The organism is Citrobacter sp. GW821-FHT07H02, from assembly GCF_059418505.1.
Genome location: NZ_JBWKPZ010000003.1, coordinates 81,598 through 99,905, shown reverse-complemented (window position 1 = coordinate 99,905; position 18,308 = coordinate 81,598). Strand labels below are relative to the sequence as shown.

17 protein-coding genes are annotated in these 18,308 nt (G+C 53.6%); 11 read left to right on the top strand and 6 right to left on the bottom strand.

Annotated elements, in window-relative coordinates:
- Positions 1 to 45 precede the first annotated feature (45 nt).
- The 8 genes from AC07NP_RS05690 to ldtE all read left to right on the top strand — a co-directional run bounded on the left by AC07NP_RS05690 (position 46) and on the right by ldtE (position 8,177).
- Positions 46 to 921, top strand: coding sequence for a LysR family transcriptional regulator (locus AC07NP_RS05690; RefSeq protein WP_494659833.1), 876 nt, complete (start codon positions 46 to 48; stop codon positions 919 to 921).
- Between the two features lie 639 nt (positions 922 to 1,560).
- Positions 1,561 to 1,929, top strand: a complete 369-nt coding sequence (gene sufA, locus AC07NP_RS05685) for a Fe-S cluster assembly scaffold SufA (protein WP_203357987.1) — start codon at positions 1,561 to 1,563, stop codon at positions 1,927 to 1,929.
- A gap of 8 nt (positions 1,930 to 1,937) precedes the next feature.
- Positions 1,938 to 3,425, top strand: coding sequence for a Fe-S cluster assembly protein SufB (gene sufB, locus AC07NP_RS05680; RefSeq protein ID WP_494659832.1), 1,488 nt, complete (start codon positions 1,938 to 1,940; stop codon positions 3,423 to 3,425).
- A gap of 9 nt (positions 3,426 to 3,434) precedes the next feature.
- Positions 3,435 to 4,181, top strand: a complete 747-nt coding sequence (sufC, locus tag AC07NP_RS05675) for a Fe-S cluster assembly ATPase SufC (RefSeq protein WP_203357986.1) — start codon at positions 3,435 to 3,437, stop codon at positions 4,179 to 4,181.
- Complete coding sequence (gene sufD / locus AC07NP_RS05670) at positions 4,156 to 5,427, top strand: Fe-S cluster assembly protein SufD (protein ID WP_494659831.1); 1,272 nt, start codon at positions 4,156 to 4,158, stop codon at positions 5,425 to 5,427. Before sufC ends, sufD begins: the two co-directional genes overlap by 26 nt.
- Complete coding sequence (sufS, locus tag AC07NP_RS05665; protein WP_494659830.1) at positions 5,424 to 6,644, top strand: cysteine desulfurase SufS; 1,221 nt, start codon at positions 5,424 to 5,426, stop codon at positions 6,642 to 6,644. The genes sufD and sufS overlap by 4 nt, the downstream gene beginning before the upstream one ends.
- A 12-nt stretch (positions 6,645 to 6,656) precedes the next feature.
- Entirely contained in the window at positions 6,657 to 7,073 is a 417-nt protein-coding gene (gene sufE, locus AC07NP_RS05660) for a cysteine desulfuration protein SufE (protein WP_203357983.1), read from the top strand.
- Between the two features lie 99 nt (positions 7,074 to 7,172).
- Positions 7,173 to 8,177 (top strand): L,D-transpeptidase LdtE, encoded by a 1,005-nt coding sequence (gene ldtE, locus AC07NP_RS05655; RefSeq protein WP_494659829.1) that lies wholly within the window; start codon positions 7,173 to 7,175, stop codon positions 8,175 to 8,177.
- Between the two features lie 66 nt (positions 8,178 to 8,243).
- Here the strand turns inward: ldtE and lpp are convergent, their stop codons facing one another.
- From lpp to ynhH, 3 genes are all read right to left on the bottom strand, one after another.
- A complete protein-coding gene (gene lpp / locus AC07NP_RS05650) occupies positions 8,244 to 8,480 on the bottom strand; it encodes a murein lipoprotein Lpp (protein WP_001082307.1) in 237 nt (78 codons plus the stop codon).
- 308 nt (positions 8,481 to 8,788) lie between these two features.
- On the bottom strand, positions 8,789 to 10,210 hold the full coding sequence (gene pykF / locus AC07NP_RS05645) for a pyruvate kinase PykF (protein WP_203357981.1): 1,422 nt from the start codon (positions 10,208 to 10,210) through the stop codon (positions 8,789 to 8,791).
- 7 nt (positions 10,211 to 10,217) lie between these two features.
- Positions 10,218 to 10,448 (bottom strand): protein YnhH, encoded by a 231-nt coding sequence (gene ynhH, locus AC07NP_RS05640; protein ID WP_494659828.1) that lies wholly within the window; start codon positions 10,446 to 10,448, stop codon positions 10,218 to 10,220.
- Positions 10,449 to 10,799: 351 nt separating this feature from the next.
- On the opposite strand from ynhH, the gene AC07NP_RS05635 reads away from it, so the two are divergent.
- Genes AC07NP_RS05635 through AC07NP_RS05625 form a run of 3 tightly spaced genes read left to right on the top strand, consistent with a single transcriptional unit; the run spans position 10,800 to position 13,317 of the window.
- Positions 10,800 to 11,822, top strand: coding sequence for a methionine ABC transporter ATP-binding protein (locus tag AC07NP_RS05635; RefSeq protein ID WP_494659827.1), 1,023 nt, complete (start codon positions 10,800 to 10,802; stop codon positions 11,820 to 11,822).
- Positions 11,815 to 12,483, top strand: a complete 669-nt coding sequence (locus AC07NP_RS05630; RefSeq protein WP_494659826.1) for a methionine ABC transporter permease — start codon at positions 11,815 to 11,817, stop codon at positions 12,481 to 12,483. Before AC07NP_RS05635 ends, AC07NP_RS05630 begins: the two co-directional genes overlap by 8 nt.
- A 21-nt stretch (positions 12,484 to 12,504) precedes the next feature.
- A complete protein-coding gene (locus AC07NP_RS05625; protein WP_203357978.1) occupies positions 12,505 to 13,317 on the top strand; it encodes a MetQ/NlpA family ABC transporter substrate-binding protein in 813 nt (270 codons plus the stop codon).
- Positions 13,318 to 13,360: 43 nt separating this feature from the next.
- Here the strand turns inward: AC07NP_RS05625 and ttrA are convergent, their stop codons facing one another.
- From ttrA to ttrB, 3 genes are read right to left on the bottom strand one after another with little or no spacing between them, the layout of a single operon-like run.
- Entirely contained in the window at positions 13,361 to 16,426 is a 3,066-nt protein-coding gene (gene ttrA, locus AC07NP_RS05620; RefSeq protein ID WP_494659825.1) for a tetrathionate reductase subunit TtrA, read from the bottom strand.
- Positions 16,419 to 17,444: a tetrathionate reductase subunit TtrC gene (gene ttrC, locus AC07NP_RS05615; RefSeq protein WP_494659824.1), complete on the bottom strand. Its 1,026-nt coding sequence runs from the start codon at positions 17,442 to 17,444 to the stop codon at positions 16,419 to 16,421. Before ttrC ends, ttrA begins: the two co-directional genes overlap by 8 nt.
- A complete protein-coding gene (gene ttrB / locus AC07NP_RS05610; RefSeq protein ID WP_494659823.1) occupies positions 17,445 to 18,179 on the bottom strand; it encodes a tetrathionate reductase subunit TtrB in 735 nt (244 codons plus the stop codon). It lies immediately after the preceding gene.
- Between the last annotated feature and the right edge of the window lie 129 nt (positions 18,180 to 18,308).

Here is an 18,308-nt window from a genome sequence, read left to right as displayed (position 1 = left end):
TATCAGGACATGCTTAGTTTCGTAAAACGATCAGATGAGGGAAGAATGGACAGAGTGATGGCGGCAACGGTGTTTAATCATATCTGCGATCTGGGCAGTCTGAGCGCCGCATCCCGCGCGCTGGGGATCTCAAGACCGATGGTGAGCCGCTATCTGGATGAAATGGAAAAATGGGCAGGCGCCAGACTGATCCATCGTTCATCACGGCGATTAACGATTACCCCTGCCGGGGAAGAGGCGCTGGTGAAAACACGCACGCTGGCAAGGTTATCCCTCGATATCGCGGGGGCTGTCGGACGCGAAATCCCTTCAGGAATATTACGTGTTGCATGCGCGCATTTTACGGCAACCCATGTTCTGGCCCCGATTCTGCCTGACTTTTTAGCGCGTTATCCGGAACTGCGTATTGAAGTTGAGATCAATAATCAACCGGTGAGTCTGGTGGGCGAACGCATTGATGTGGCGATCCGTATTACTGACAATCCTGAGCCAGGGACGATAGCCCGCCGACTGGGCGACTGTGAATCCGTCCTTTGCGCTTCACCTGATTATCTGCGACAGCACGGAACCCCACAGACGCTTGAGGACCTGGCGCACCATAACTGTCTCTATTACAGCGGATTTGCAGGGAAATCCTGGCATTTTCTGAATGCTCAGGACGAGGCCATATCGGTGGCTATCAAAGGAAATTTAAGTGCCGGGATCTCCTCGCTCTTATGTGAGGCCGCGCAGGCGGGAATGGGCATTGCGTTGGTGCCGGAAAAAGAGGCTCGCCCGGGATTAGCAGAGGGCGCGTTAATTCGGCTTTTAGGGCAACTGGAGCCACGGCGACTTGCGGTGTACGGCATGTATCTTTCCCGCGATCATCAGCCAGCAGCATTGCGTTTGTTGCTTGATGCGGTGCAGGCCACAATGAGATAAACCCGATTATCAGAGCTATTCAGATGATTATTTGAGCGTCCAGGTGCTTAATATGGCTCATAAATAAAACAAACCGCAATTTGTGTTAAAAAGGCACTGCGGTGTTATGAGAGGATTCTTATGCCCCTTCAAGAGCTAAGCCAGAAATGAGTGCCGGAGATAAGCGCCGGATGGGGAAGGCGAACGGTCAGCGTTGTACCACAGCGCTGACCGTTCGCTGGTCATTTCCTCACTGTCTGTCATTTCTCTCTTTTTCAACCCTCTTCTTTTAATCTGTTTGCCGGCGATCGTCGTCGAACGCGTCATACCTGTTCTTCCTTCTTTTCAGCACGATTCACAATGTTGGTACTCCGCTACACCAGATACGTGCCAGTTGCGGCTATTTTATAAATAGGCATTTTCTATACATCTTTTATGATTTGACCTGCCAGAACGATAACCTCTCATTAATTCATTATTAATCAATGCATTGAACAAAAACATCGTTCCCTGTGATCCCGCGTAGCAGGGTCTATGCTTAGTTAACGTAGCCAAAAAGGGCGATTTAAACGAATGCCCCTGCGGATGAGGGGTTGAAGTGATAATCATTATCACTAACATGGTGTTATGCCCTGGTGGCTCATGACATGAGGTGAACCTATGGAATTGCATTCAGGAACATTTAACCCGGACGACTTTACCTGGCGCGGATTGACGTTAACGCCCGCCGCGGCAGCGCATATTCGCGAGCTGGTTGATAAGCAACCGGGTATGCAGGGTGTGCGTTTAGGCGTGAAGCAAACCGGGTGTGCAGGGTTTGGTTATGTGCTGGCGACGGTCAGTGAACCGCACAATGACGATCTGCTGTTCGAATTCGATGGCGCGAAACTGTATGTGCCGTTACAGGCCATGCCGTTTATCGACGGAACGGAAGTCGATTATGTGCGTGAAGGATTAAATCAAATATTCAAATTTCACAACCCGAAAGCGCAGAATGAATGTGGCTGCGGCGAAAGCTTTGGGGTATAGGCGGTACTATGTCTCGTAATACTGAAGCAACCGACGATGTCAAAACCTGGACGGGTGGACACCTCAACTATAAAGAGGGGTTCTTCACCCAGTTGCAAACTGACGAGCTGGGAAAAGGCATTAATGAAGAGGTGGTGCGCGCCATTTCTGCAAAACGCCATGAGCCGGAATGGATGCTCGAATTTCGCCTCAACGCGTTTCGTGCGTGGCTTGAGATGGAGGAGCCGCACTGGCTCAAAGCGCATTACGACAAACTGAATTATCAGGAGTACAGCTATTACTCAGCCCCGTCGTGCGGAAACTGCGACGACACCTGCGCCTCTGAACCCGGCGCGGTACAGCAGACAGGCGCGAATGCCTTTTTAAGCAAAGAGGTGGAGGATGCTTTCGCCCAGTTAGGGGTGCCGGTGCATGAAGGTAGCAATGTGGCGGTGGACGCCATTTTTGACTCCGTTTCTGTGGCCACCACCTACCGTGAAAAACTGGCGGAACAGGGCATCATCTTCTGCTCTTTTGGCGAAGCGATTCACGATCACCCTGAACTGGTGAGGAAATACCTCGGGACTGTGGTTCCGGGGAATGACAACTTTTTTGCGGCACTTAACGCTGCCGTGGCGTCTGACGGCACCTTTATCTATGTACCGAAAGGCGTGCGCTGCCCGATGGAGCTTTCCACCTATTTCCGTATTAATGCGGAAAAAACCGGCCAGTTTGAACGCACTATTCTGGTGGCGGAGGAAGGGAGCTACGTGAGTTATATCGAAGGGTGCTCTGCGCCGGTCCGCGACAGCTATCAGCTGCATGCGGCGGTCGTTGAAGTGATCATCCACAAAGACGCTGAAGTGAAATACTCCACGGTACAAAACTGGTTCCCCGGTGATAACAACACCGGCGGGATTCTGAACTTTGTGACGAAGCGCGCGCTGTGCGAAGGGGAAAATAGCAAGATGTCGTGGACCCAGTCTGAAACCGGCTCGGCCATCACCTGGAAATACCCGAGCTGCATTCTGCGCGGCGACAACTCCATCGGCGAATTCTACTCCGTCGCCTTAACCAGCGGTTATCAGCAGGCGGATACCGGCACCAAAATGATCCACATCGGCAAAAATACCCGCTCAACCATTATCTCGAAAGGGATCTCCGCAGGGCATAGCCAGAACAGTTATCGCGGGTTGGTGAAGATCATGCCAACGGCGACCAACGCGCGAAACTTTACCCAGTGCGACTCCATGCTTATCGGTACGGACTGCGGCGCACATACCTTCCCGTATGTTGAGTGCCGAAATAACAGCGCCCAACTGGAGCACGAGGCGACCACCTCGCGCATTGGTGAAGACCAGCTGTTTTACTGTCTACAACGCGGGATCAGTGAAGAAGATGCCATCTCCATGATCGTCAACGGCTTCTGTAAGGATGTCTTCTCCGAATTGCCGCTGGAGTTTGCGGTTGAAGCGCAAAAATTACTGGCGATTAGCCTTGAACACAGCGTTGGATAAGGAAAGCTCATGTTAAGCATTAAAAATTTACAGGTCAGTGTTGAAGATAACGCGATCCTGCGGGGCGTGAATCTTGAGATCCGTCCTGGAGAGGTGCACGCCATTATGGGGCCTAATGGTTCCGGAAAGAGCACCTTATCCGCTACGCTTGCCGGACGTGAAGATTATCAAGTCACCCAGGGGCAGGTAGAGTTTAAAGGAAAAGATCTTCTTGAACTGTCGCCGGAGGCGAGGGCGGGAGAAGGGATTTTCATGGCATTCCAGTATCCGGTGGAGATCCCTGGCGTCAGTAACCAGTTCTTTTTACAAACCGCGCTCAATGCGGTGCGCAGTTACCGGGGAGAAGAGTCTCTGGATCGCTTTGATTTTCAGGATCTGATGGAAGAGAAAATGGCGCTCCTGAAGATGCCGGAAGATTTGTTAACCCGCTCCGTGAATGTGGGTTTCTCGGGCGGCGAGAAAAAGCGTAATGACATTCTGCAGATGGCCGTACTGGAGCCGGAACTGTGCATCCTTGATGAGTCTGATTCCGGGCTGGATATTGATGCGCTAAAAATTGTCGCCGATGGGGTCAACGCCCTGCGTGACGGGAAACGTGCGTTCATTATCGTTACCCACTATCAGCGCATACTCGACTATATCAAACCTGATTATGTTCACGTTTTGTATCAGGGGCGGATTGTGAAGTCCGGTGATTTCACTCTGGTCAAACAACTGGAGGAGCAGGGATATGGCTGGCTTAGCGAACAGCAGTAGCGTGCTGCAACAATGGCACCGCCTGTTTGAAGCGCAGGGAGAATCGCGTTCAGAACATGCACAGCAGCATCTGCAGCAGATGCTGCGTCTGGGATTGCCGACGCGTAAGCATGAGAACTGGAAATACACACCGCTTGAAGGATTGACCAACAGCACTTTTGTCAGCCGCGTTGCTGCGATAACCCCGGCTCAATGCGAGGCGCTGGCATTAGGCATCGATGCGGTTCGCCTGGTGTTTGTCGATGGACAATTTAGCCCGGCGCTGAGTGACAGCACAGAAGACAGCGGCTTTGAGGTCACGTTCAATGATGACCCGCAAACCTGGGTTAACCCGATTCAGCCGGATGTGTTCCTGCATTTGACCGAAAGTCTCGCCCAACGCGGCAGCCATATTCGCGTGAAACGCCATCAACGTCCTGTGAAGCCACTGCTGCTGATGCATATCACGCAAGGCGTGGACGGTGATGAAGTGAATACTGCACATTATCGCCATCACCTTGACCTGGGCGAAGGCGCTGAGGCAACGATTATTGAGCACTACGTCAGCCTTGATGACACGCGTCATTTCACCGGGGCGCGCTTAACGATGAATGTCGGTGCGAATGCGCATCTGCATCACATCAAGCTGGTGTTTGAAAACCCGGTTAGCCATCATTTTGCCCATAACGATCTTCGGCTGGCTGGCGATGCCACCGCGCACAGCCACAGCTTCCTGCTAGGCGATGCCGTGCTGCGCCACAATACCAGCACGCAGCTTAACGGCGAAAATACCACCCTTCGGATCAACAGTCTGGCGATGCCAGTGAAAAATGAAGTGTGTGACACCCGGACCTGGCTGGAACACAACAAGGGCTACTGCAACAGCCGTCAGTTGCATAAAACCATCGTCAGCGATAAAGGCAGGGCGGTCTTTAATGGCGTGATCACCGTGGCGCAGCACGCGATCAAAACCGACGGACAGATGACCAATAACAACTTGCTGCTGGGGAAACTCGCTGAAGTCGATACTAAGCCGCAATTAGAAATTTATGCCGATGATGTGAAGTGCAGTCACGGAGCAACGGTAGGGCGTATCGATAATGAGCAGATGTTCTATTTGCGCTCGCGGGGTATTGGGCAGCAGGATGCGCAACAGATGATCCTTTATGCATTTGCCGCAGAGCTGACGGAAGTTCTCGGTGATGATGTGCTCAAACAACAGGTGCTGGCGCGAATAGGTCTTCGCCTGCCGGGAGGCGTAGCATGAGTTTCTCCATCGAAAAAGTACGGGCGGACTTTCCTGTCCTGACGCGTGAGGTCAATGGTATGCCGTTGGCCTATCTGGACAGCGCGGCAAGTGCGCAAAAACCCAATCAGGTGATTGATGCTGAGGCCGAATTTTATCGACACGGCTATGCGGCGGTCCATCGTGGTATTCACACGCTGAGTGCGCAGGCCACGGAAAGAATGGAAAACGTACGCAAGCAGGCGTCGCTGTTTATTAATGCCCGATCCGCCGAAGAATTAGTGTTTGTTCGCGGCACAACGGAAGGCATTAACCTGGTGGCTAACAGTTGGGGCAACAGCAATATACGCGCCGGAGACAACATTATTATCAGCGAGATGGAGCACCACGCCAACATCGTGCCCTGGCAGATGCTCTGTTCGCGCGTCGGAGCGGAACTGCGGGTGATCCCGCTAAACCAGGACGGTACGTTGCAACTGGATGTTCTGGACACCCTGTTTGACGACAATACGCAGCTACTGGCGATTACGCACGTCTCCAATGTGCTGGGGACGGAGAATCCATTGCCGGAAATGATTGCGCTCGCACATCAGTACGGTGCGAAAGTGCTGGTGGATGGCGCACAGGCGGTGATGCATCACAAGGTCGATATGCAGGCGCTGGACTGCGATTTCTATGTCTTCTCCGGGCATAAATTGTATGGGCCGACAGGCATCGGCGTGTTGTATGTCAAAGAGGCGCTGTTGCAGGAAATGCCGCCGTGGGAAGGCGGCGGGTCGATGATCGCCACTGTTAGCCTGACGCAGGGAACCACATGGGCGAAAGCCCCCTGGCGTTTTGAGGCGGGCACGCCAAATACCGGCGGCATCGTCGGACTCGGCGCGGCAATAGAGTATGTCTCAGCGCTGGGGCTCGCGAACATCAGCGAGTATGAACAGAATTTAATGCACTACGCGCTGGAGCAACTGGCTGAGGTGCCGGAACTGACGTTGTACGGCCCGGATAATCGGCTTGGCGTTATCGCATTCAATCTCGGTAAACATCACGCCTATGATGTGGGGAGTTTTCTGGATAACTACGGCATTGCTGTGCGTACCGGGCATCATTGTGCGATGCCGCTGATGGCGTTCTATCGCGTTCCTGCCATGTGCCGGGCGTCGCTGGCAATGTATAACACCCATGAAGAAGTGGATCGCCTGGCGACAGGGCTGACACGTATTCACCGTCTGCTGGGGTAACAGGGAGACACTATGGCCGCGCTACCGGATAAAGAAAAATTGTTGCGTAATTTTCAGCGTTGCGATAATTGGGAAGAGAAGTATCTGTACATCATTGAATTGGGACAGCGTCTGCCGGAATTAACGGAGCAGGATCGTAACCCCGAAAACAGCATTCAAGGGTGTCAGAGTCAGGTATGGATCGTTATGCGTCAGAATGCTGAAGGCATTATTGAGTTGCAGGGCGACAGTGATGCGGCAATTGTGAAGGGGCTTATCGGCGTTGTGTTCATTTTGTACGACCAGATGACCGCCCAGGATATTGTGAATTTTGATGTGCGACCGTGGTTTGAAAAAATGGCGCTTGCGCAGCATTTGACACCTTCCCGTTCACAGGGGCTGGAGGCAATGATACGCGCTATCCGCACCAAAGCCGCCACTATTGGCTAAACTCAATAGACAGCTTTCATCCTGTTAGGCAAGGCGGTGCTTTGCTTTGTCGGACTTTCAGCCTTCTGGCTCATAGCCAGTGAATACAGGAGTTTGGGTATGAAACGCGTGTCTCTCATCACTATTACACTTTTAGGCGCTTACAGCGCCTTACAGGCAGCCTGGGCGGTGGATTATCCATTACCGCCAGCAGGAAGTCGTCTGGTTGGGCAAAATCAAACCTACACCGTTCAGGAAGGCGATAAGAATTTACAGGCGATTGCCCGGCGTTTCGATACCGCCGCGATGCTGATCCTGGAAGCGAATAACACTATTGCTCCCGTTCCTAAAGCCGGAACGCTGATTACAATCCCCTCTCAATTGTTATTACCGGATGCGCCGCGCGAGGGCATCATTGTGAATCTGGCGGAACTGCGGCTCTACTATTATCCGCCAGGTGAGAACATGGTGCAGGTGTTCCCTATTGGTATTGGGTTGCAGGGGCTTGAAACGCCGGTGATGGAAACCCGTGTCGGCCAGAAGATTCCTAACCCGACATGGACACCGACGCCGGGCATTCGTAAGCGTTCTCTGGAGCGTGGTATTACGCTGCCGCCCGTGGTCCCGGCCGGGCCCAATAACCCGTTGGGACGCTATGCGCTGCGTCTGGCGCATGGTCACGGAGAGTATCTCATTCATGGCACCAGCGCGCCGGACAGCGTCGGTCTGCGAGTGAGTTCCGGCTGCATCCGCATGAATGCGCCTGACATTAAGGCCCTGTTTGCTCAGGTCAGAACAGGAACGCCGGTCAAAGTGATCAACGAACCGGTGAAATACTCCGTTGAGCCTAACGGTATACGTTATGTAGAAGTACACCGGCCACTGTCGCCGGAAGAAGAACAAAACGTACAAACCATGCCCTATGTCTTGCCAGCGGGTTTTAGCCAGTTCAAAGCGGACAAGAGCGTGGATCATGGGCTGGTAGAGAAAGCGTTGTATCGTCGTGCGGGATATCCTGTGGCCGTAACCGCCAGTCAGACGTCGGTTGCGAATAATGTCTCAACGGTTGATTCTGCGCAGAATGGAAAAGCGGGGAATGATACGGAGCAGCGTGTGACGCAGTAACAGGGAAGGGTGAATCACAGACAAAAAAATGGCGCACAATGTGCGCCATTTTATTAACAGGTACTATTACTTACGGTATTTAGTAGCCTGGTTGTCCAGACGCTGGTTAGCGCGAGCTGCGTCGTCTTTAGCAGCCTGAACGTCGGAACGCATTGCGTTCACGTCGTTGCTCAGCTGGTCAACTTTAGCGTTCAGAGTCTGAACGTCAGAAGACAGCTGATCGATTTTAGCGTTGCTGGAGCAACCTGCCAGCAGAGTAGAACCCAGGATTACCGCGCCCAGTACCAGTTTAGTACGATTCATTATTAATACCCTCTAGATTGAGTTAATCTCCATGTAGCGTTACAAGTATTACACAAAGTTTTTTAGGTTGAGAATATTTTTTTGATGCTAATGCACTTATTTTTGATCGTTCGCTCAAAGAAGCACCGAATTGAGCGAAATCGTCTAAAAAACTGAGTGAAAACAGAATCCTTCCATCGGATTCATCTTAGATAATCAGTAATTAGATAGCGAAATCCGATTTGATTTTTTATTAATAGTGGCTATTGATAAAATAAAAAAAGCGCCACAAGGGCGCTTTTTAAACAAATTAATTCACACAGGAATTATTACAGCACGTGAACAGATGCCGTGTTGGTGGTGCCGCTTGGTACCAGTGCACCGGAAACCATGACCACAACGTCGCCTTTCTGTGCCAGACCACGGTCAACCAGCTCCAGAGCCACTTCTTTACCCAGACGGTAGAAATCATCCGTAGAGGCAATTTCTTTCACCAGGTGTGGAATAACCCCTTTGCTCAGTACCAGCTGACGCGCGGTGGTTTCATTGGTGGTCAGCGCCAGGATGGTTGCATCCGGGAAGTATTTACGCACTGCACGTGCAGATTTACCGCCACGGGTCGCAACAACGATCAGCGGAGCTTCCAGTTTTTCTGCAGTTTCGACTGCGCCACGGCATACGGCTTCAGTGATACGCAGTTTACGGCTGTCGTTATTGTAGTCCAGACGGCTGGTCATTACGCGGTCGGTACGTTCGCAGATGGTCGCCATGATGGAGACGGCTTCCAGCGGGTATTTACCTTTTGCGGATTCGCCAGACAGCATAACTGCGTCGGTACCGTCGAGGATGGCGTTAGCCACGTCGCCTGCTTCTGCGCGGGTTGGGCGTGGGTTTTTGATCATGGAGTCCAGCATCTGCGTTGCGGTGATAACCACTTTACGCGCGCGGACACATTTCTCGATCATCATCTTCTGCGCGAAGATCACTTCTTCAACCGGGATTTCTACACCCAGATCGCCACGAGCAACCATGATGCCGTCAGACGCTTCGAGGATTTCGTCGAAGTTGTTCAGGCCTTCCTGGTTTTCGATTTTGGAGATGATCTGGATCTTCTCGCCGCCGTGCGCTTTCAGGTGCTCACGGATTTCAACCACGTCAGAACGCTTACGGATGAAGGACGCGGCAACGAAGTCAACGCCTTGCTCACAACCGAAGATCAGATCCTGTTTGTCTTTCTCAGCCAGTGCTGGCAGTGCGATAGAGACGCCCGGCAGGTTAACGCCTTTGTTTTCGCCCAGGTCGCCATTGTTCAGTACTTTACAGATAACGTTGTTACCTTCGATCGCGGTAACTTCCATGCCGATCAGACCATCGTCAACCAGAACGGTGTTACCAACGCTCAGGTCAGTGGTGAAACCTTCGTAAGTCACAGCAACGATTTCGTTGTTACCGACTACGGTTTTGTCGGTAGTGAACGTGAAGGTCTGGCCCGCTTTCAGAGAAACATCGTTACCGCCTTCCAGCTTGATGGTACGGATTTCCGGACCTTTCGTGTCGAGCAGGATAGCGGCTTTTTTGCCGGTTTTGCTCATCACGTTGCGCAAGTTCTGGATACGCTGACCATGCTCTGCGTAATCGCCGTGAGAGAAGTTCAGACGCATGACGTTCATGCCCGCGTCCAGCATTTTGCTTAACATCTCTTCAGATTCGGTTTTCGGGCCGATGGTGCAAACAATTTTCGTCTTTTTCATGACAGTCTTAGTCTTTAAGTTGAGAAGGATATGGAAATCTGGCTTCAGGGGCGCACGGCCAAGAAGCTAAACCTGTGTTGCGAAAGTGGTGATACATCGCTCTAAGGATAGGTGACATCGAAGGAGCGTGCAGAAGAATGTGTGCTCGTGTTTCAGCCCAACGGGAAGGGGATAATGTTAGTCGTTGAGTTTTATAGTGCAATCTGCTGAAACCATTCAAGAGACAATTGGCGCGCATTATACGCTGAAGTTTATCCAAAAGGAAAATAAAAACAGCGTTTCAAAAATCTTCTGTGCAGTTTCACCACAAATTGTTATTAGAGCGTTAATACCCGCGTGAAGACTGACCCTCCAGGAGGCAAAAGTGTTGCGCAACAGTGGGAATCTTATGCTTTAGCATTACAAAAATAGTGCCAAAGTCTGAATTTACGCTCGCACGATGACATTTATTCTCTGAAGTTATAACAAATTCTTTTTTAATCATTTTAAAGCGTATCTGCTCTGATTACACTCATTTGGACATCCATACTGCTAAACAGCGAAAGGCACTGGCAGGATAACCATCAGCAGCAGCGGATACGATAACGATATGATCGCGTTGAAAAATATTTCGAAAGTGTTTACGCCCGGCAACCATACGATCACCGCCGTGGATAACGTCAATTTGACGGTTGAACAGGGGCAAATTTACGGAATCATTGGCTACAGCGGAGCCGGGAAAAGCACGTTGATTCGTTTACTCAATGGGCTTGAAAAACCGACTGCTGGCAGCGTCACCATCAATGGGCAGGTTATCTCTCAGGCTAAAGGGGAATCCCTGCGCCAGGCGCGGCTAAAAATCAGCATGGTGTTTCAGCACTTTAATCTGCTGTGGTCGCGCACTGTCAGCGAAAACATTGCCTTCTCGATGCAAATTGCCGGCGCGCCAAAGGCGAAGATCAAAACCCGGGTGGCGGAATTGATTGAACTTGTTGGCTTAACCGGGCGCGAAAATGCGTACCCGTCTCAATTAAGCGGTGGGCAAAAACAGCGCGTGGGTATTGCGCGGGCTCTGGCAAATCGTCCGGATGTATTGTTGTGCGATGAAGCCACGTCGGCGCTGGACCCGCAAACCACCGATCAAATTCTCGATCTGTTACTCGATATCAACCGTCGCTTCCAACTGACGATTGTGCTGATTACCCATGAAATGCACGTGGTACGCAAAATCTGCGATCGCGTGGCGGTGATGGAGAATGGCCGGGTGGTGGAAGAAGGGGACGTGTTGACCGTTTTTACCCATCCGCAGCAGCCGATCACCCGACAGTTTGTCCGTCAGGTCAACCAGTATGCCGAGGACGATGCCTTCAATCCTTTACTGGCGAGTGAATTGGGCGGCACGGTGATTAAGTTGACCTTCACCGGTCACAGTACGCATCAACCGATTGTCGGGGAGCTGACCCTGCGCTACGGCCTGCCTTTCAATATTTTGCACGGCAAGATGACGCAAACCGCACACGGCGTGTTTGGGGAACTTTGGTTGCATGTCGTGGCAACCGAAGAGCAACTGAACAATATTCTGGCGGATCTGGGACGCAGTGGGATTGAAAGCGAGGTGATTCAACATGGCTGAGACGCTGTTTCCTCACCTCCGGTGGGAGCAACTGTGGGCGGCAACCCAGGAAACTCTCTACATGACTGCGCTTTCAGGGGCTGCCACCTTTGCGCTTGGCATCGTTCTGGGGCTGGCATTGTTCCTGACCGCTCGCGGCGGGCTGTACCAACATCGCGCTTTCTATAGCGCTATCTCCCTTGTGGTGAACGTGTTTCGTTCTATCCCGTTCATCATATTGATTGTACTGCTGATTCCATTCACCAAGTCATTAGTGGGGACCATTCTTGGCGCTAACGCGGCGCTTCCCGCCCTGATTGTCGGCGCAGCGCCTTTTTATGCGCGCCTGGTGGAGATCGCGCTTCGCGAGGTCGACAAGGGGGTGATTGAGGCTACGCGCTCAATGGGCGCGCGTCCAGCCACGCTTATTTTTCGGGTTTTACTGCCTGAGTCATCACCCGCGTTAGTGTCCGGGATCACCGTGACGCTGATTGCGCTGGTTAGCTACAGCGCGATGGCAGGGGTGATTGGCGCAGGCGGTTTAGGGAATCTGGCCTATCTGGAAGGATTCCAGCGCAACCACAGCGACGTCACGCTGGTGGCGACGGTGACCATTTTGCTCATCGTCTTCATCATCCAGTTCTGCGGCGATGTGATCACATCACTGTTCGATAAACGCTAATAAAATAGGGAAACCTGCATCATGAAAAAAACACTGACATTACTCGCTGCCGCAACCTTAAGCGCCCTGAGCTTTGCCTCCTGGGCAGATACCCTGACCGTTGGTGCGTCGAACGTTCCGCATGCTGAAATTCTCGAGCAGGCGAAACCGATCCTCGCAAAGCAGGGGATCGAGCTGAAGATCCAACCCTTCCAGGATTACATCCTGCCCAATACCGCGCTGGCTGGGCGCGAGATTGATGCGAACTATTTCCAGCATATTCCCTATCTGAACAGCGTTCTGAAGGATCATGCGGGGGATAAAACCTATGATTTTGTCAGCGCAGGGGCGATTCATATTGAGCCGATCGGTATTTACTCGAAGAAATACAAATCGCTGAAAGACCTGCCGGAAGGCGGCAAAATTATCATGCGTGATGCGGTCTCTGAAGAGGGGCGTATCCTGTCGATTTTTGAAAAAGAAGGGGTGATCACACTGAAGCCTGGCGTGGATAAAGTGTCTGCCCGCATCAGCGACATTGTCGATAACCCGAAAAAGCTGAAGTTCCTGCCAAACGTTGAAGCGGCGCTGCTACCGCAGATGTACAACAATGACGAAGGTGACGCGGTGGTTATCAACGCCAACTACGCGATCGATGCCGGGCTGGATCCGGTACACGATCCGATTGCGGTGGAAAGTGGCGAAAATAACCCGTACGCCAACATCATTACCGTGCATCGCGGCGATGAGAAGAAGAAGGATATTGTGGCGCTGGTTGACGTGCTGCACTCTCAGGCGATTCAGGATTGGATCCGCACCAAATATAAAGGTGCGGTGATCCCGGTCAATAACTGACAGGTTCTGTACCGGATGGCGATATCGCCATCCGGTACACGGATCAGGCCCGCGCAATTTTCGCCGGTAATCCCTGGCGAACCGCCGCGCCCGACACCCAGTCCAGCCAGGTATTACTCACCTGACGGGTCGGGTCGGCAAACCCTAAATCGTTCAGGTTGATTCCCGATTTTATCTGTGCATCAAACGGCATCGGTTCACCGTCCAGGGTATGCTGTGCTGCTCCCATTTCCCGGTGTCCATAGCCATGCTCAATGGCAATCACGCCCGGCATTACGCCGCTGAGCAGACTGATGTGCGCTTCCACCTCACCGCCAGGCGTGGTAATGCGCGCCACGTCGCCATGGGCGAGTCCGTAACGTTCGCCATCCTGCGGGTTGAGCGCCACCAGATTGGTGGGTTTAAGGTGGAGTAAACGCGGGATCACCGCCGATGCGCTCGCCATCGTATTGGACTTAAAGGAAATGAGTTTGAACGGCCACTGTTTTACGGGGAACAGTTCATCCACCGAACGCCCGTCCGACAGCCTCGACGGATACCATGCCGGGCAGCCGCTGTAGCGTTCACCTGTGATGGCATGACGATGTGCAGCAACACTCGCATTCCAGATTTGCAGCGGTTTTTCCCAGGCGTTGCCGACCCGATCATCCACCCGACCGCTTTTTTCCGGCGCAAAACGACCGCCGCGCGAGTAAACAAAGGCGACGCGGCGCACTTCATCGGCTTTCAGCGTCTGTTCAATTACCGGCAGAATACGCGTTACGCCGGTCAGCGTGACATCCTCCTGAGTGGCCTCGGCCACCGGCGATTTGCCCATAAACGCAATATTGGCGGCGACGCGAAGGTAGTAATCTTCTGCGCGATTCAGCGGGTAGTTGTTGCCCTGCGTATCAGTGATCGCATTGTCGCCAAATCCAGGCAGATGCAGCCGTTTCGCCACCGCGATACAGAACGATTCCATCGATACGGGCTGCCCGTCTGCCGCGCGGTGGGTGGCTGGCGGAACAATAGGCCAACGAGCGGTCGTGGCTTTACTGGCGACACCCGCCCACGGTGCGCTGAATCCCCAACTTTCAAAGTTGTGGGTATCCGGCACGATATAATCCGCCAGCGCTGTCGTCTCATTCATAAACGCATCAATCGCGATAAACAACGGCAGATGTTGGGGATCCTTGAGCTTCTCTTCGGCGACCGCCCGCAATCCCGGAATGCCATAGAACGGGTTGGTCATATTGGAAATCCAGGCTTTCAGCGGATAGGGATAACCTTCCAGCGCAGAGCTGAGTAATTCAGTGAGCTGGCCTGCCACGAACGGATACCACGGCGCTTTTGCCGGGAAAGGGGATTTCCCGGCAGCCACTTTGTCACGGTACTCTTCGGAGGATTCATAGGCGGTTTTACTGCGGGCAATACTCAGACCTTTCGGCTTCACCTTGCCGGGAAAACTGTCCATGTTGTAGCGGGGACCATCGGTTGCGCCATTAAATTTACCGCCGCCGACAAAAACGCCGCCTTCGAGGCTGAGGTTGCCAATCAACGCGTTGAGCATCATCACGGCCCAGGCGTTGTAAAATCCATTGCCCGCCATCATTCCGCCATGGGTAATCACGGCCGCTTTACGGCCATGACCGGTAAAGGCGTCTGCCATGGCCACCATGTTTTCTTGTGAAACCCCACACTGCTGGCTGTACTCGCTGAGCGTCAGTTTTTCTGCGGACTCCTTCAGACACTGAAACCCGCTTTTTACCGTCACGTGACGACCGTCCGCCAGCGTCACCTGGCGGGTGACAAACAGCTGGGCTTGCTGACACGCCGTTGCCGCAACCATCTCGCCCGATTCGTTGACAACCATGGGATCGGCACTGCCCTCAGAACTCAGGTGCGCCTGGGTCAGATGCTGTCCGGCAAGGGTTGGGATCTCATCGGTAATCACCAGATGTGAGGCGTTGGTCCAGCTTTTCTCGCCAGCCTGCTGCATTGCCGCCGCGCTGGGGAGCGCGAGGTACGCGGCGTTATAGCGTTTATTTTCGATTATCCAGCGGATCATGCCCATCGCCAGCGCCGAGTCACTGCCCGGCAAAATAGACTGCCAGTGCCCACGAGGGTCGGCCTGCACGGTGGTTAATGGCAGTGCCGGAGAGACCACCACATAGCGAAAATCATCACGTAAGCGTGCGCTGGAAAGCTGTCTGGCCTGGCGTTTAAAGGGGTTGCCGGACTGCGCCGGTGAGGTGCCCATAAAGAGGGCGAATTCGACGTTTTCCCAGTCGGGTTTTACGTGGGTGTTTTTATCCAGATCGCCCATCAGCGCGCCAGAACCCGCCCGGTATGCCAGGCCACAGTACGCGCCGTGGGCACCGAAATTTTTACTGCCGAAGCTGTTGAGGGCAAAGCGGCGCAGGAAAGTATCGCGCCCATCATCGCTGGTGTTGGTCACCAGCAGTTGATTACTTTTAGGGCCAAAACCGGGGTGCTGCGGGTCAATGGGGGTGTCCGGGGCGTGAATGGCACGCAGGCCGTCGACGTGTCCCTCGCCGAACAGATCGCCACCCTCGACAACCTCCTCGATCAGCTGTTCAAAACTGATGCGTTGCCATTTCCCTTCTCCTCGTTTTCCCACGCGTTTCATTGGCACCAGGATGCGTAGCGGACTGTATAAACCTTCGAGCAGCGTGGCGCCACGGGCGCAGGCGGTGGAACGGGCGTCGAGCCCATGTTCACCCGCCAGTTGCTCCATTGCCGTTGCAAATGGGACGGCGGCGTCAATGTGGTGTTCATGTGAAAGCGGGTGATACGGATTACCTGCAATACGCAGCACCTTGCCCTGTTGGGTGTCGACCCGAACCCGCACGCCGCACTGTGTCCAGCAACCGAAACATTGCGTCATGGAGATCACCTGATGCGGATTTTGCTGCCAGTGCGGCGCAGCATGTGCTTCGGGGATCAGCGCATTGCCAAAGATCCGATCGCGGGTAATTTTACCGGATGTGCCGTCCAGCAGACCGTCAATCGCGCGTTTTGCCACATCACGGTAACTGAGGCCGAAGGTCACCATGCCGCCCACGGCAAGACCCACTTTAAGCCACTGACGACGGGTTAAATTAGCCATGTTGTAATCTCCTGGTGAACACGTTAAGCACCTCACGAACAATGATGATAAGCGCAATCCACAAACCAAAAGTCCCAACGATGGCCAGCCAGCCGTCGTTCCCACCTGGCAGCGAATACGGGTTAAATTGCGCGTTAAATTTGGGGATGGTCTGTACCTGAATCAGCAGTGTCCAGCGCATTAGCCAGCACAGTGCCATTGCGCTTAACGCCAGGCTGACGCGCCATGTGTACGATAAGGGTTTACGCATTGCGATGGCGCACAAGGTGAGAGTGAGAAGCCATAAGGCGACCCAGCCAATGGCGTAGTGACGGGCGGAGGGCGATACGTCAATCCACTGGCGGAGCGCGACGCCCGAAAGCGTGTCACTGCTCACCCAAATCACCACGACGAGCGCCAGCGCCAACAACATGCAGAACTGTCCGCCCGCGAGGCGTCGTTGTAATCGCGGGTCGCGGTGATTGGCGACAACCAGGAGCGCGAAGAAAGCCTGAAAGGCGCTGAAGAGCATCGCCACCGGAAAGGCGTAGCTGAACCAGACCGGGCGAGCCTGCACCACAGACACTTCGCGCCCGGTATAAATCAGTAATCCCACGGCGGACAACGCGCTGGCCAGCGCCAGCCATTTCGTGAGGCGGTAACTTTTGTTGGTTAACCGCTTGATGTGCTGCGCCACAAACCAGAGACCCAAAAAACCCGTGAACAGCGGCAAGAATACGGCGCCCCAGGGCATCCAGGACCAGGGGGTAGGATACGCATAAAAATGCCAGACGCGGGCGGTCTGGTGGAGATCGGCGGTAAGCGCCAACGGCGCGGTGATGGCGCAGGTCAGGGCAATCAGCAGCGTCAGATTCTCCAGAGAGGCGCTGTCGTCAGACTTACGCCAGTGCAGATAGCAGGCAAACAGTGCCGCACAGGTGGCAATGCCAATAAAAAAGAAATATTGCACAGCCCAGGGCAGCCAACTCACTTCCTGCGGCCGGGTCAGCACCTCTTCGATTAACAGTGAATGCGACATTTAAACCTCCTGCCAGAGGGCGGGTTGTGCGCGGCCCATCAGCGGCGTGACGAACGCCTCATCCAGGCCCAGGTAGAATACGTGCGGCAAGGTGCCGTTTTCCGGTTTCAGTACCTTGATAGCATCGTGGTGAGTGTGAAGCATCTGCGAGATCCGGCTGTCTGGATCCTTGATATCCCCGATGATCCGGGCGCCGCCGACGCAGGATTCAACGCAGGCGGGGAGCAATCCAACCTCCAGTCGGTGCGTACAGAACGTGCATTTATCCGCAGTTTGCGTCTCGTGATTGATAAACCGGGCGTCATAGGGACACGCCTGCACACAGTAGGCGCAGCCGACGCAGCGTGTGTTGTCCACTACCACAATGCCATCCTCTCGCTGAAAGGTGGCCTGCACCGGACAGACCGGGACGCAGGGCGGGTTATCACAATGGTTGCACAGGCGGGGAAGCAGGACGTTAGTGACATTTTGCTCGCCTTCCAGCCTGACCTGATATTGGTTGACGTGCGTACGAAACTCCCCCTGTGGCGTCTGGTTCTCAATCGCACAACTGACGGTACAGGCCTGACAGCCAATACAGCGGCGCAGATCGACCAGCATGGCATAACGGTGTTGCGCCGAGCCTTCATGCCGCTCCGGTGAGAAGGGAAATTTCGCCTCTGCCAGGGGGACCAGAGAGGCGCCTGCGGTCAGGACGCCGAGATGCTGGAGAAACTGCCGTTTACTGCTGTCCATATTTTCTCCCGTCACGATGTAACCACTAAACATTGGTCATGTCGTTGATTTGCGTGCTATGTATAAAGAATCTTGATGATTTACAGTGTAAAAATCGCGGCGGGGGCAACTCTATTGTGGTTAACCACA